This window comes from Desulfovibrio sp. 6_1_46AFAA (assembly GCF_000224635.1).
Classification (GTDB): domain Bacteria; phylum Desulfobacterota; class Desulfovibrionia; order Desulfovibrionales; family Desulfovibrionaceae; genus Desulfovibrio; species Desulfovibrio fairfieldensis.
The window spans coordinates 146,332-160,616 of record NZ_JH114303.1; the positions used below are offsets into that span (position 1 = coordinate 146,332).

Sequence of the window (14,285 nt, forward strand, 5' to 3'; positions counted from 1 at the left end):
AACATAGTTATTCATAATGGCACGCGCCTTGCTATATGCAGGACAATTCGCCTGAAACACAAAGGCGACACCTTATACATACTAACATCCGTGCATACCGCAATGGTATCCGCACACAACCCCTTCGGGAGGACACAATGAAAAAGGCTAACACTCTGCGCATGACGTCTCTGGCCCTCGCGGCGATGCTGGTTCTGGGCTTTGCCGGTCTCAGCCAGGCCCGCGGCTACAGCAACGGCGGACCGGGCTACGATGCCCCGCTGTCGCAGGAACAGGAGGCCAAGGCGCAGCAGATTTTCAGCAACCACTATGAAAAAATGGATGCCGTCCGGCAGTCCCTGATCACCAAACGCGCCGAACTGGATGCCCAGATGAGCAGCGTATCGCCCGACAAGGGCAAGATTGAAAGCCTGTCCCGGGAAATCGGCGAACTTGAAGGCAAGATGCGCTCCGACCGCGCCGACCTCCGGGCCCAGCTCGACAAGGAAGGCCTGCCCATGGGTGGCTACGGCATGGGCCACGGTTACGGGATGGGGCATCGCTACGGCATGGGCAACGGCTACGGCCCCGGCATGCACCACGGCGGTTACGGTTCGGGCCACGGTTACGGGCACGGCGGCCGCGGCGGCTGCTGGAGATAAGACCCTGTGCGCGGCGTACCGCGACGTGCCAGAACAGCAAAGGGCGGGGAATCCCCGCCCTTTTCATTTTCGGGCCGCGCCCGCACACCAACAGGACAGGCCCGGAAGACGCACTGTTTCCAAATTACCCGCTGCCGGAAACTGTTGCCGTGAAAGGATGCCCTGAAAACAGCTCCCGGCGCGGATCAAGTCTGAAATGTTCCAGAGCAGTCCACCACTGAAACGCTATAGGTTTCAGTGGGTTCATCCCGACAAAAAATGCGATTATCGCTGCTGTCGATCCCTGTATGGCTCCGTTGCCGCCAACGGGGACAGCCCTTCGGGCTGCCTTCGGTCACTTTGCCGGAATCCACGCCGTGTTCGGCGTTAGAGCATTTCAAGGTTGAAATGCTCTAACGGCTGCCCACGCCGACGCCCACAACCGCCTCCCCTTTGGGACGCACCTCAATATTCTGTCCGGCGCAGGCGGCCAGGGCCAGAAACATCAGGCAAAGTCCCAGGGCGAGCAGGCGACGGGCAATCGTTTTCTTACGCATACGGCTTCTCTTGGGAGATCCTGGCTCCGGCGGGCACGTCGCTGGTGATCCAGACATTGCCGCCGATGACCGCGCCGGCACCGATGGTGACCCGGCCCAGGATGGTGGCCCCGGCATAGACCGTGACGTTGTCCTCCAGCACCGGATGCCGGGGAATGCCCTTGGTCAGCGTGCCGTCGGGATTTTTGGGAAAGGACAGGGCCCCCAGGGTCACGCCCTGGTACAGGCGGCAGTTGCGCCCCAGAATACAGGTTTCGCCGATAACCACGCCGGTGCCGTGGTCGATGAAGAAATCCTCGCCGATGGTCGCGCCGGGGTGGATGTCAATGCCCGTGCACGAATGGGCCATCTCGGAAATGATGCGCGGGATCACCGGTACCTTGAGTGTATACAACTCATGGGCGATGCGGTGGTGGAACATGGCGTGCATGGACGGATAGCAGAAAATGGTTTCGCCGGGACTGGTGGCCGCCGGATCGCCCTCATAGGCGGCCTGGGCATCCCCGGCCAGCAGACGGCGGATTTCGGGCAACCGGTCCATGAACTTCAGGGCCGCCGCCGTACCTTCGCTCTCGCAGGCCTCGCAGGGCGTGGCCGCGTGCCGCCCCTCGCAGGAAAAACAGAAGCCGCGCAGAATCTGCTCGCTCAGTTTGTGGTAAATGGAATCCAGATTGGCCGCAAGGTGGTAACGCATGGACTCGCGCCGGATTCTGGTCGAACCGAAATAGCCTGGAAAGACGGCCGCGCGCAGGCGCTCCATGATTTCCTTCAAGGCGTCCAGCGAAGGCATGGCCGCGCCCTGGGCCGGACGGTGCCAGACGGCGTCCAGGGACGAGGAGTGGCAGAGACGCTCCACCACAGAGTCCAGTTCCGGCATGGTCACGGTCGTGTCGTCATGCAGAGTGCTCATGGGCGATATCCTGTTGTTTTTCCTCTTGTACACGCCCTGCCGCCTGCCCGCAACGGCTTTTGCCGGGCGGACGGGACAAACGCATCCGGTCGGGGTCTGAAAACAGCCGGTAAAAAATATCCGCCCCCCCTTAAGCCAGGCGCATTCCGGCCGATATCCCCTGTTGAAGACTATCAGCAGCGCCGCCCTGACGGCGCAAGGAGTGCGCGATGGAAGATGTGCAGATGGGCATGAGCGTGGCCGTCACCAAGGATGCCCTGAACTTTCAGGCCACCATGGCGTCGGCCGTCATCAACGGCAGCCTCGACAAAGGCCAGGAGATGCAGCAGAACATGGCCCGCATCGACGGCCTGGCCGCCGAAGGCATCGGCTCCAAACTGAATGTCGAGGCCTGAACCGGCGCAACCGATCCGGTTCGGCATGATGCGGCGCGGCCCGGGGCTTCGGCCTTCCGGGCCGCGTTGCGTCGCGCGCCGTGGATACGACGCCGTTCAGTCCGTCGCCCCGGCGCGGCCCAGGGGGAAAAAGCTCTCCACCGCCATGCAGAAGGCAATGCCGATGCCGGGCTCATTCAGGCAGGGCGTCCGGCGGATGGCCTCAAGAATGTCCGGAGCCGCCGCCTGCTCCGCCAGAATAAGCAGCAGTTCCTTTTCCGGCACAAGAGTGATGCCGAAAAATTTCACGTCCTCTTCCCGGCCCGTGCCGCGCGCGTTGATGACCGTGCCGCCCGTGGCCCCCGCCGTGCGCGCCGCGTTCATCACGTCGTCGGCATAGCCCGCGTTGACGATGACGCAGATCAGTTGATGGCTTGCCTGTGCGTTCATGCTTTCACCTGTTGCCGTATGGAAAGGTTGGGGGGCCGCGCCGGGCGCGGACAGAATATGTCGCAGAATGCCCGACACGTCGATCACGAAGCCTACGCCCGGCGCTTTCCCGGCCATGCCGCTTCCGTCGCGCAGGACGTTGATGATGGCGGGCATTTCCCCGGCCGGGGCCAGGGTGAGCACCAGATCCTTTTCCGTATCGCCCAGGCAGAGCAGCCGCAGAATGCGGCTTTCCGCCGTGCCGCGCCCGAGCAGCACCGTGCCGCCGCGCGCGCCCGCCTTTTTGGCGGCCTCCACCACCCAATCGCCCTGATTCCTGCCCACAATGCTCACCAGGAGCTTGCCGGGCGCGTAGATCGTCGCCAACAGGCTCATGACCGCCCTTCCCCGGCGGCACGGGAAGCCGGTTCGCGCAAGGCGTCCCGGCGCCGGGCGGCCGCCTTTTCCCGGCGATCCACAAGAATGCCCAAAAGCTGAATGGTGATCAGAGGCGTCATGGCGATCATGGCAATGACGCCGAACGCGTCGGTAATGGGGTTGCCGCCCAGGCTGTGGGAAGCTCCCAGGGTAAAGGCCAGAATGAAGGTGGACGCCATGGGCCCGGAGGCCACGCCGCCCGAGTCGAAGGCAATGGCCGTGAACATGCGCGGGCAGAACAAGGTCAGGCCCAGCGCCAGCGCGTAGCCGGGGATCAGGAACCACCAGATGCTCATGCCCGTCACCACTCGCAGCATAGCCATGCCCACGGCCGCCGCCACGCCGATGCACAGCGAAACCAGCATGACCGTGCGCTTGATATGCCCGCCGGAGACTTCCTCCACCTGGGCGTTGAGCACCCAGACGGCGGGCTCGGCGCAGACGGCCAGCGCCCCCAGGACCACGCCCGCCAGAATCAGGAAATAACGGAAGTCATGCTGGGCCAGAATTCCCCCGAGTTCACGCCCGGCCGGAATAAAGCCGCCCTTGACTCCCACAAAAAAGCAGACCAGACCCAGAAAGGTATAGACCAGGCCCACAGCCATGCGGATGGTCTGGTAACGCGTGAGGCGCAGCAGAAAAATCCTGAAGATCACGAACAGCCCCACCAGCGGCCCCAGAGCCATGCCGACCTCTCCGGCCACTTCCGGCACCAGGGCCAGAAAATGCCCCAGCAGGGTGGAAGCCTGCGCCTCAATGACTTCAGGCACGTCGCCGGTGCGGCCGTGGTGCAGCATGCCCAGAATCAGCACGGAAAGCACCGGCCCGATGGAGGCCAGGCCGATGAGGCCGAAGCTGTCGTCCTTGCCGCGTCCCCCGCGCACGGCGGCCACGCCCACGCCCAGCGCCATGATGAAGGGCACGGTCATGGGCCCGGTGGTGGCGCCGCCCGCGTCAAAGGCCACGCCGAGAAAGGCGGAGCTGGTCAGGGCCGCGCAGCCGAACAGCAACAGGTAAAAAAGCAGCAGCAACAACCGAAGCGACACCTGCAGGATGATCCGGCCCAAGGCGATGGCCACGAACAGGCCCACGCCCACGGCGATCATGAGCACCAGCAGGGGCCGGGAAAGGCCGGGGTCCACGGCGCTCACCTGCTGGGCCAGCACATGCACGTCCGGCTCGGCCACGGTGATGAAGAAGCCGATCACAAAACCCGCGCCCAGCAGGAGCGGCAGATTGCGGCGGGAAGTCAGGGCCGAACCCGCCTTCTGGCCCACGGGCAGCACGCCGATGTCCGCGCCCAGCAAAAAAACGCTCAAGCCGAGGATCAGCAGCACGCCGCCCACCAGAAATTCCCCCAGAGCGTCGCCCAGAGGGGCCGCCGTGAAGTGCAGCAGGCAGACCACCAGCATCACCGGAATGACGGAAATGGCCGACTCTTTGATTTTTTCCAGCAGAACCACGCGGACTCCCGATCCGTAAAAGCGTAATTATTCCTTATCCTACAATATAATGCACTACTAAACCGGATGCGGATAGTCAAGGCGGCCCGGCGGCGCGCCGTCCAGGAAAAGGCGGCTTCGCGGCGGGCGGGTTAGTGGGGGCCAAAGCAGGGCAGACGCATCTAAAAAGTCTTTATTCCCCGGTAGATCGGAGAACGAACAAAAAGAGGCGAAGCCACCTTTGCTCCGCCGGAGCGAAGCGCAGGCGGATGGCTGGTGCCGGGAGAATCCTAAAAAATGCGCCGGCCGTTGCCGCGTCAGCGGCTTGCTTGAGCCGTTCACGGCGAAGCCGTGTTGCCTTAGCTGTAGCCGCAGGGCGGCGTACAGATAAGGACAGCACTGCTACGGATAGCGACAGCGATTTCCTTGGATATAATTTTGCGTAACCAATTGCTGTCTTCATCCGTAGCTAGCGTTGCTGTCTTTATCCGTACGACTCACAAGTTCGCCTACGGCTAAAGCTCCTGCGTCACAACGGCTGAAGCAAGATTTTTGCGCGCCGGCAAGAAAAATGGCGCTTTTTGCGCGGAAACCGACCGGAAGGCGGCCCAAAGGGCCGTGCCCGTTGGCGAGCCGGGCGAACCTTGCGGGCATCGAGAGCAGAGCTGTACTCAAGTACATGAGCAGCAAAAAGCGCCAAGTGACGCAGCCGGCGCACAAAAGGCTGGTTTTGACGGATCATCACGGTGGATAAGGGGCCTGCAAGGGCTGGAATTAGGCTCTGTCGACATTCATTTTAGCCAAAGTGAAATTGCTGCAAGCTGAACAAAAGCCAAAAATGAAACTGCCGTTTTACTGTATCTCGTGGCAATCCCACGAAAATGCTTCATCTTGCCAAACATTCTTTCAATAACATTCCGTTCTTTATACAAAAAAACATCGTAATTGCGAGGCGTGTTACGATTTAACTTTGGAGGAATAACCGCTTCGGCTCCCATTGCTTGTATAGCGTCGACTATATAGCCAGCATCATAGCCTTTATCCGCAAGAACGGCCTCGGCTCTTTGCTCTTCAAGCAGAGGGCATGCTTGAAGAAAGTCTGACTTTTCCCCGCCTGTCAGAATGAACCTCATCGGATTGCCCAAGGCGTCTGAAAGTGCATGAATTTTTGTTCCAAAACCACCTCGTGACCGCCCTAACGCTTGGCATTGCTGCCCCCCCTAGCCCCGGCTGCATGCTGGTGCGCCCGGACTATGGTGCTGTCAATCATAAGCCACTCAGTGTCTGCATCGACGGCCAGAGTATTAAAAATCATTTGCCACACGCCATTTTTAGCCCAACGCATAAATCGTTTGTGGACATTTGACCACTTGCCGTACTCCGGCGGGAGGTCACGCCACGGGGCGCCTGTTTTAGCAATCCACATAACAGCTTCAATAAAAAGGCGATTGTCTTTGCTCGTTCGACCAGGATCGGTATCCTTGCCTGGCAAGGCTTCGCATATCCTCTCCCATTGATCATCTCGCAAGGCATGACGTTTTTGCACAACAACCTCCTGTGCTGCGCAAGTTTAACACACGTCAGCTTGAATGTCGACAGAATCTAGATGCGTCTGCCCTGGGGTCCAAGGGCGGAGACATTGACAAATCCGGCCCTTGGGTTAGGGTCAGGCCTCATTAAAAACGCCCGCGCCCGGCGCTATCCCAAGGCCCGCAAGCTCGCCGACGGCTGGCCTCAGGCGCGCATGGCCATCCGCAATTTCATGCACATAACTCGAGAGGAGCGCGTCCTGTGAAGATTCTTGTTACGCCCCGTTCCTTCGGCAAAAACAATCCCGAACTTTTCGACATCCTGCGCGACGCCGGACTGGAAGTCATCCGCAACGACACGGGCGGCATCCTCTCCGAGGAAGCCGTCAAGGAAAAGCTGGCCCCGTGCGAGGGCGTCATCCTGGGCGTGGACCCCATGAACGCCTCGGTGCTGGCCGCCGCGCCCAAACTGCGGGCCATCGCCAAGTACGGCGTGGGCCTGGACAATATTGATCTGGAGGCCTGCAAGGCACGGGGCATCGCCGTCTCGCGCACTGTGGGGGCCAACAGCAACGCCGTGGCCGACTATGCCCTGACCCTGATGCTCACCGTGGCCCGCAAGGCGGCTCTCATCGACCGGCGCTGCCGGGAAAAGGACTGGAGCAAGATCACCGGCATCGATCTCTACGGCAAGACCCTGGGCATTGTGGGCCTGGGGGCCATCGGCAAATGCGTGGCCCGTCGGGCGCGCGGTTTCGACATGAAAATTCTGGCCCACGATATCGCCTGGGACGAGGCCTACGCCCAAGAGGCGGGCATTGAGCGCGCCGATGTGGACCGCATCTGCCGGGAGGCCGATTTCATCACCCTGCACACGCTGCTTACGGACGAAACCCGTAATCTAATCAATGCCCAACGCCTGGCCGCCATGAAAAAAACAGCCGTGCTGATCAATACGGCGCGCGGCGGCCTCATCGACGAGGACGCCCTGCTGGCCGCCCTGCGGGAAGGCCGGATCCACGGCGCGGGCCTGGATGTCTTTGAGCAGGAACCTCCGGCAAATCCGGCATGGTACGCGCTGGACAATCTGGTCATGGGCTCGCATTGTTCCTCGTCCACGGCCGGGGCCACCGAACAGATGGGCCGGATGGCCGTGGCGAATCTGCTGCGCGACCTGGGCCTGCGCTGAGCGCGTTTTCCCGTCCATGCGAAAAGGGCCGGTTTTCCCGACAGCATGCGGGGGAACCGGCCTTCACTGTTTTTAGAGCGTTTGGCTGTTGAAAATATCCAAACGTTCCGCAGCCATCGCCATAGGCGGCCCCGCCCTACCGCGCGCCGTCCTCCTGGTCCCGCCTGAGGTGACGGTACAGCGTGGCCAGGCTGATGCCCATCTGGCGGGCCACGGCTTTTTTGCCTTCCGTACTGCGGCCGTAACGGCGCAGCAGAGTTTCCAGATGCGTCGCGTCAAAGGCAGGCTTCCGGCGGCGCACGACCCGCGCGCCGGAACATTCCGAGGCACCGACCAGCGCAAAGCGCGGCTCAAGCAGTTTTTTGGTGAGCCGACCGTCTTCGCTGAAGCAGATGCCGTACTCCACAAAATTTTTCAGCTCGCGCACATTGCCGGGCCATGCATAGGCCTCGAACTTCTTGAGCAGGCCGGAAGAGATTTCGTAACGTATCCCCCTCGCAGCACTGTAAGACTCGAGAAAAAATTCCACCAGAAGGCGTATGTCCCCCTGCCGTTCGCGCAAGGGCGGGACAATCAGCGGAATGACGTCCAGCCGGTAAAAAAGATCCTCGCGGAAGCGCCCGGATTTGACCGCATCGCGCAGGTTCCGATTGCTGGCGGCGACTATCCGCACATCCAGCTGGCAGACCTGGCTGCCTCCCACGCGGCGGATTTTATAATTCTGCAAGGTCCGCAGCATCTTGGCCTGCAGGCTGGGCGGCATTTCGCCCGCCTCGTCCAGAAACAGGGTGCCGCCGTTGGCCTTTTCCAGCAGGCCCGTCTGACCGGCGCTGTGAGCTCCGGAAAAAGCCCCGCCCTCGTAGCCGAAAAGAATGCTTTCCGTCAGCGACTCGGGAATGGCCCCGCAGTTGATGGCCACAAACGCCTTTTGATGACGCGGGCTTTGCATATGAATGGCTCGCGCCACCAACTCCTTGCCCGTCCCGGACTCGCCCTGCACAAGAACGACGGCGTCCATGGCTGCGACTTTGCTGATCTGCTCGCGCAGTCGGCAAATGGCCGGGCTTTGCCCTACCAGTTGCATATTTCCGTTAACGAAAGACATGCTGCCTTCTCCCGCTCGATTTTTATCATTCGCAATTTATATTGAGAAATTTTTTATTTTTCTAAATGCTTTTATTTTAAAAAATCAATAGTTTTTTCAAAAATAAAATTTATTTAAGAAAAATGAGAATAAAATTTTAAAAAATGTGAAAAAAATCGCTTCATTGTCCACAGTCGTTCTGCGGCATCACGGATAAAAAGACATAAAAAATAGCATGTTATCCCTGGAGAACATTTTTGGCACAATATTTGATTGTACACTGGACAGCATATGCTGCGGCTGTGGTGTTTTTTCTTTATAGTAAAATACATAAAGCATGCTTGACTACTAGTCCTTATGCAAGGAGAAGTCTGTATGGAGTGGAATAAAGAAGTTACAGAGCGTGTTCGCGGCGCAATGCGCGACCGCGCCCGTGTAATGGCCTGCCTCTGCGGCGAACTGGAAAAGATTCTGCCCTCCGACAAGGCCGAAGCCGCGGCGAGGAAGGCCATCACCAGCTACGGCTGTATCCGTGCTGAACGCGATGGGCACAAAATAACGCCCGACGAATGGGTGGACATCCACTACCGCGACATGGGCGGCGTCTTTGAAACGGAAATCACCAAGAACGACGAGTACAGCGAAATGCGCATGCATTACTGCCCCCTGCTGGAAGAGTGGAAAGCCATGGGACTTTCCCCTGAAAAGCAGGACTTGTATTGCGATATCGCCATGGAGCTGGACCGCAACCGCGCCGCCGAGCACGACATTCCGTGCGATATCGTCGAGCGGCTCGGCAAAGGCGACAGCTTTTGCCGCGTCCGCTTGTGGAAAAAAGCCCGGCCCTAGAAGCTGTTTTCCAATTAGGGAGCTTTGCCTTTCCAGCGAGAAAAATGAGCTTTTTACGACGAGAGTATACTCTTATGGTATTCGACCAGTGTGAAAAGCGACGTTTGACGAAGCCGGAAGGCAAAAGAACCGGTTTGGAAACAGCTCCCGGCCCGACACTCGCCGGGGTCTCCCTATGGAGGCCCCGGCAGAAAAAGAGCCTGAGACTTCCGGGGGAAGGAGACCATGAGAATCCATAAGGACGTCATTTCCGGGATCGTCATCCTGCTTTTCTGCGCCGTGGGCGCCCTGAGCACCAGCCAGCTGCCGCCCCCGTCCGCCGAGGAATGGGCAGGTCCCTCCACCCTGCCCTATATCACGCTCGGCGCGACGGCGTTATGCGGCGCTCTTCTCGTCATAACGGGGATTGCGCGACGCAATGCGGACAAGGCCTCACGGTCGTTTAATCTCGACCCCAAAGTTCTCGCATTCTATGTGTTCTGGGTCTGCTACATGGCCGCCATGGTCTGGCTCGGCGACCTGATCAGCGGCATGAACCGGCTCGGCATGCCCCACAACGGCGGGTTCATCGTTGCCACCCTGCTTTTCCTGCTTGTGGCCCTGCCCGTGCTCGGCAGGCGCAAGCCCCTGGAAATCATCTGCGTCGCCGTGGGAACCACCGGGATTCTCGTGCTGGCCTTCGGCGGTTTTTTTCAAATTCTCTTGCCCTAACAGGAGACCGGCATAATGGATATCTTTGCGGGACTGCAACAGGCCCTGACGCCGGCGGCGCTTCTCGCCAACTGCTCGGGCGTGGCTCTGGGCATTATTTTCGGATCATTACCGGGCCTGACGGCGGCCATGGGCGTCGCGCTGCTCATACCGCTTTCTTTCGGCATGCCCACAGTGGAGGCCTTCTCCCTGCTGCTGGGCATGTATTGCGGCGCCATTTACGGGGGCTGCATCTCGGCCATTCTGGTGGGCACCCCCGGCACCGTGGCCGCCGCCGCGACCATACTGGAAGGCCCCAAACTCACGGCAAAAGGGCAGTCGCTCAAGGCCCTGGACATGGCGACCTGGGCCTCCTTTCTGGGGGGCACCTTCAGCGGCGTCGCCCTGGTGACCTGCGCCCCGCTGCTGGCCATGGCGGCCATGCGCTTCGGCGCGCCCGAATACTTTGCCCTGGCCGTGTTCGCCCTTACGGTGGTCGCGACATTTTCTTCCGGCAACATTGTCAAAGGCCTTGCGGCCGCCTTTTTCGGACTTTTTCTTTCCTCCATCGGCATTGACCAGGTTTCAGGGGATTTCCGCAACACCTTCAATATGCCGGACCTGTTCAGCGGCATTCCCCTGGTACCGGCGCTGGTGGGCCTGTTTGCCGTGTCGCAGGTCATGCTTTCCCTGGAAGACGTATTTCGCGGCCAGTTCGGCATAGTGAAATACGGCCGTCTTTCCAACAAGGGCCTGGCGCTCAAGGAGCTGTTGGTCCAGAAATTCAATCTGCTGCGTTCCTCGGTCATCGGCACGATCATCGGCATCATTCCGGCGACGGGTGCCAGCGCGGCCTGTTTCATCGCCTACAGCGAAGCCAAGCGGCACTCGGCCACGCCGGAAGCCTTCGGCACGGGAACCCTTGAGGGCATTGCCGCCACGGAAAGCTCCAACAACGCCGTCACGGGCGGGGCGCTCATTCCCATGATGGTTCTGGGAGTGCCGGGGGATGTGCTGACGGCCATTTTGCTGGGCGCGCTCATGATTCAGGGCCTGGCCCCCGGTCCGCTGCTGTTCAGCGAGCACAGCACTGTGGTCAGCGGCATTTTCGGGAGTTTCTTCGTGGCCCAGGCAGCCATGCTGGTCATCGGCCTGCTGGCCGTGCGCGTGGCGGGCAAGATCGTCCATGTGCCCACCCCCATTCTCATGCCCATTGTCCTGGTGCTCTGCGCCATCGGCAGTTACGCCACCAACAATTCCACCTTTGACCTGTGGATTATGGCCGGATTCGGCCTGCTCGGCTATCTGATGCTCAAGGGGGGCTTTCCGCAGCCGCCCTTGCTGCTGGCGCTGATTCTGGGGCCCATTGCCGAATCCAATTTCCGGCGCACGCTCTCCATCTCCCGCAACGACCTGAGTATTTTTGTAACCAGCCCCATTGCCTGCACCATCCTGGCCGTCAGCCTTCTGATCATCCTCAAGGCGGCCTGGGACGAACTGCGCCGCAAACCCGCCACACCGGCGGGATAGCCTGCAACCGTAAGGAGAACAAGCATGTTTGAGACAGTCAAAAGACGTTTGGCGACAGCCGCCGCTTGCCTGCTGGCCCTGTGCTGTATGGCCGCGCCCGCAACGGCGGAAACCTTTCCCAACCGCCCCATTACGCTGATCATGCCCTTCGGCGCGGGCAACGCCCCCGACACGCTGGCCCGCATCCTCGGCGAATACCTGCAAAACAAGCACGGCATCACCCTGCTGGTCACCAGCAAGGCCGGAGGCAGCGGCATTCCCGCCATGGTGGAGCTGTCGCGCGCCCGGCCCGACGGCTACACCATCAGCCTGACCTCGGCCAACGTGCTGACCGTGGTGCCGCAGGTCAAGCCGTGCGGCTTCACCTACGAGAGCTTCACCCCCATCGCGCAGATTTCCGAGTTCACCATGGGCTGGGGCGTGTTGCCCGCATCGGGCATCACCTCGCTTGCCGACCTTATGGAAAAAGCCAAGGCCGCCCCTGACAAGTACAGCCTCGGCAGCCCCGGCGCGCTCACGGCGCAGCGATTTTTCCACATGCAGCTTATGAAGCATTTCCCCGACTCCAACGTGCCCTACGTCGCCTACAACGGCGGCGGCGAACTGGTGACCGCCCTGCTGGGCGGGCACATCAGCGTGGCCTACACCCCGGTGGCCAACTTCCTGCCGCACAAGGACGCCATCCGGGTCATTGCGGTTTCCAGCGCCAAGCGCGACGCCTACTACCCGGACGCGCCCACCTTTGTGGAACAGGTGGACAAAAATCTGGTTTTCGACTCGGTATACGGCATCGTGGGGCCCAGGCGCATTCCCGCCGACCGCGTGGAGCGCCTCCAGGAATTGTTCAAGGAAGCCCTGGCCGATCCCGGCGTGCAGGCCAAGCTGCAACAGGTCTATATCCGCCCCAGCTATTTGCCGGGCGCTGAATTCGGCAAGGTGCTCAAGCAGTACAGCGACTTCTTCGCCGCTCCGATCCGCCAGTACAAGGAAGAAAAAGGCGCCCAATAACCGCGCGGATGAACCGCGCCGACATCCGCGTCACGCGGCGTCCGCCCGCGCGGCTGCCGGAGCGCTTTCAAAACGTCGTCCGCTCTGAAAGGAAAAAACATGTATCGCGACCATCTCGTTTCTTTGCTCAAACGTAACGTCAAACCGGCCCTGGGCTGCACGGAACCGGCGGCCATCGCTCTGGCCGTATCGCGCGCCCAGGAGGAAAGCCGCGGGGACATCAGGGACGTCCGGGTGCGCCTGAGCGGCAACATCTTCAAAAACGCGCGCGGCGTGGGCATCCCGGGAACCAGTGAGTACGGCATAGAATTCGCCGTGGCCCTGGCCCTTGCCTGCGGCGACTGGCACAAGGGCCTGGAAGTCTTCGCCGATGTGAACGAGGACGCCGTAAGCCGGGCCCACGCGCTTCTGGATGCCGTTCCCATTCAGGTGGGCCTTTGCGACGCGGAGGAAAACTTCTTCATCGAAGCCGTGGTCAGCGGCGCGCAGGGCACGGGCCGGGCCGTCATCATCGGGGGCCACACCAATATGGTTCTGGTGGAACGGGACGGGAAAACCGTGGAGGAAGCGGCCCCGGCCGTTGCGGAGGACGGGAAGAAAAGCGCCGTCACGCCCATCCTCAAGGACATGACCATCCAGGAACTGCGGCAGGAGGTCGAGGCCCTGCCGCTGGAAGAGATCGCCTTCCTTATCGCCGGGGTGCCCATGAACTACCGCATGGCCCAGGCCGGTCTGGAACAGATGCCCGGCCTGGGCCTGGGCGCGGCTCTGCGACGTCTGATGGACGAGGGCGCCATAGAGGAAAATATGGTCAACAAAGTCCGCATGTACGCGGCAGCGGCGGCGGACGCGCGCATGGCCGGGCTCAAAATGCCGGTCATGTCCAGCGCGGGCAGCGGCAATCACGGCATTACGGCCATTTTGCCGCCCTACATCGTCTGCCGCGAAAAGGACCTGGACGAGGAAAAGCTGATCCGCGCGCTGGCCCTGAGCCACCTGGTGACCATTGCCATCAAGGAGTTCTCGGGCCCCCTGTCCCCGGTGTGCGGCTGTGCCATTGCGGCCGGCGTCGGCGCGGCGGTTTCCGTGGCCTGGCTTCTGGGCTGCGACGACAACCAACTGGCCGGGGTCATCAATTCCATGAGCGGCACCCTGGCCGGTATGCTCTGCGACGGAGCCAAGGGCGGCTGCGCCTTCAAGCTGGCCACGGCGGCCTCCGAAGCCGTGCTCTGCGCCCTTCTGGCCAGTCAGAACATCCATATCGGCCACGGTCAGGGCATTGTCTCGATCCACCCGGAAACGACGATCCAGAATCTCGGCACCATCAGCACGCAGGGTATGTGCTCGGTCGATAAAACGGTCATCAACGTCATGCTGGCCGACGCTCCGAGAGCCGCCGCCCTGTAGGCGTTCCGGACATAACAATTCGAAAGGGAGACCGGTGATCCGGCCTCCCTTTTTTCTGTCAGAAGCGGCACTTGCTTCCTACTGTTCCGGGTCCACGGCGCTGGGCCGGGTGAGGCCGGGCTGATGCCGTCTGCCTGGGGCCGACGGCGCGGGCGAGGCCACGGGTACGTCTCCGGGCGGCATGCCGGACCCGGCGGCTTCCGGCGCGCGGTCCGGCGACCGGGCTGGA

At 61.1% G+C, this 14,285-nt stretch carries 14 protein-coding genes; 8 read left to right on the plus strand and 6 right to left on the minus strand.

Annotation, left to right across the window (positions count from 1 at the left end):
• The first annotated feature begins 137 nt into the window (after positions 1-137).
• Positions 138-641, plus strand: coding sequence for a periplasmic heavy metal sensor (locus tag HMPREF1022_RS10350; protein WP_009303082.1), 504 nt, complete (start codon positions 138-140; stop codon positions 639-641).
• Between the two features lie 392 nt (positions 642-1,033).
• Here the strand turns inward: HMPREF1022_RS10350 and HMPREF1022_RS18175 are convergent, their stop codons facing one another.
• A complete protein-coding gene (locus HMPREF1022_RS18175) occupies positions 1,034-1,177 on the minus strand; it encodes a hypothetical protein (RefSeq protein ID WP_009303083.1) in 144 nt (47 codons plus the stop codon).
• Entirely contained in the window at positions 1,170-2,087 is a 918-nt protein-coding gene (epsC, locus tag HMPREF1022_RS10355) for a serine O-acetyltransferase EpsC (protein ID WP_008682367.1), read from the minus strand. Before epsC ends, HMPREF1022_RS18175 begins: the two co-directional genes overlap by 8 nt.
• Before the next feature lie 209 nt (positions 2,088-2,296).
• Here epsC and HMPREF1022_RS10360 point away from each other — a divergent pair, with 209 nt between their 5' ends.
• Positions 2,297-2,482 (plus strand): hypothetical protein, encoded by a 186-nt coding sequence (locus tag HMPREF1022_RS10360; RefSeq protein ID WP_008682368.1) that lies wholly within the window; start codon positions 2,297-2,299, stop codon positions 2,480-2,482.
• Between the two features lie 96 nt (positions 2,483-2,578).
• On the opposite strand, the gene HMPREF1022_RS10365 is transcribed toward HMPREF1022_RS10360, so the two are convergent.
• The 3 genes from HMPREF1022_RS10365 to HMPREF1022_RS17415 all read right to left on the minus strand — a co-directional run bounded on the left by HMPREF1022_RS10365 (position 2,579) and on the right by HMPREF1022_RS17415 (position 6,316).
• Entirely contained in the window at positions 2,579-3,286 is a 708-nt protein-coding gene (locus HMPREF1022_RS10365; protein WP_009303084.1) for a P-II family nitrogen regulator, read from the minus strand.
• Entirely contained in the window at positions 3,283-4,791 is a 1,509-nt protein-coding gene (locus HMPREF1022_RS10370; RefSeq protein WP_009303085.1) for a DUF1538 domain-containing protein, read from the minus strand. Before HMPREF1022_RS10370 ends, HMPREF1022_RS10365 begins: the two co-directional genes overlap by 4 nt.
• Positions 4,792-5,561: 770 nt before the next feature.
• A protein-coding gene (locus HMPREF1022_RS17415; RefSeq protein ID WP_156802946.1) for an IS5 family transposase occupies positions 5,562-6,316 on the minus strand; the annotation gives its coding sequence in 2 pieces (ribosomal slippage) (positions 5,562-5,992 and positions 5,992-6,316; 756 coding nt in all).
• A gap of 245 nt (positions 6,317-6,561) precedes the next feature.
• Between HMPREF1022_RS17415 and HMPREF1022_RS10385 the strand changes: the two genes are divergently transcribed.
• Positions 6,562-7,488 carry a phosphoglycerate dehydrogenase gene (locus HMPREF1022_RS10385; RefSeq protein WP_008682371.1) on the plus strand — a complete coding sequence of 309 codons (927 nt, stop codon included), beginning with the start codon at positions 6,562-6,564 and terminating at the stop codon, positions 7,486-7,488.
• A 136-nt stretch (positions 7,489-7,624) separates the two neighbouring features.
• Here the strand turns inward: HMPREF1022_RS10385 and HMPREF1022_RS10390 are convergent, their stop codons facing one another.
• On the minus strand, positions 7,625-8,593 hold the full coding sequence (locus tag HMPREF1022_RS10390) for a sigma-54 interaction domain-containing protein (RefSeq protein WP_008682372.1): 969 nt from the start codon (positions 8,591-8,593) through the stop codon (positions 7,625-7,627).
• A gap of 354 nt (positions 8,594-8,947) precedes the next feature.
• Between HMPREF1022_RS10390 and HMPREF1022_RS10395 the strand changes: the two genes are divergently transcribed.
• The 5 genes from HMPREF1022_RS10395 (at position 8,948) to HMPREF1022_RS10415 (ending at position 14,056) form a co-directional block, all read left to right on the plus strand.
• Positions 8,948-9,421, plus strand: coding sequence for an L-2-amino-thiazoline-4-carboxylic acid hydrolase (locus HMPREF1022_RS10395; protein ID WP_009303086.1), 474 nt, complete (start codon positions 8,948-8,950; stop codon positions 9,419-9,421).
• A 225-nt stretch (positions 9,422-9,646) separates the two neighbouring features.
• Positions 9,647-10,132 (plus strand): tripartite tricarboxylate transporter TctB family protein, encoded by a 486-nt coding sequence (locus tag HMPREF1022_RS10400; RefSeq protein WP_009303087.1) that lies wholly within the window; start codon positions 9,647-9,649, stop codon positions 10,130-10,132.
• A 15-nt stretch (positions 10,133-10,147) separates the two neighbouring features.
• Positions 10,148-11,641 carry a tripartite tricarboxylate transporter permease gene (locus HMPREF1022_RS10405; RefSeq protein ID WP_008682378.1) on the plus strand — a complete coding sequence of 498 codons (1,494 nt, stop codon included), beginning with the start codon at positions 10,148-10,150 and terminating at the stop codon, positions 11,639-11,641.
• A gap of 24 nt (positions 11,642-11,665) precedes the next feature.
• Positions 11,666-12,649 (plus strand): tripartite tricarboxylate transporter substrate binding protein, encoded by a 984-nt coding sequence (locus tag HMPREF1022_RS10410; RefSeq protein ID WP_008682381.1) that lies wholly within the window; start codon positions 11,666-11,668, stop codon positions 12,647-12,649.
• Positions 12,650-12,748: 99 nt separating this feature from the next.
• On the plus strand, positions 12,749-14,056 hold the full coding sequence (locus HMPREF1022_RS10415; protein ID WP_008682383.1) for an L-cysteine desulfidase family protein: 1,308 nt from the start codon (positions 12,749-12,751) through the stop codon (positions 14,054-14,056).
• Positions 14,057-14,285: the final 229 nt, after the last annotated feature.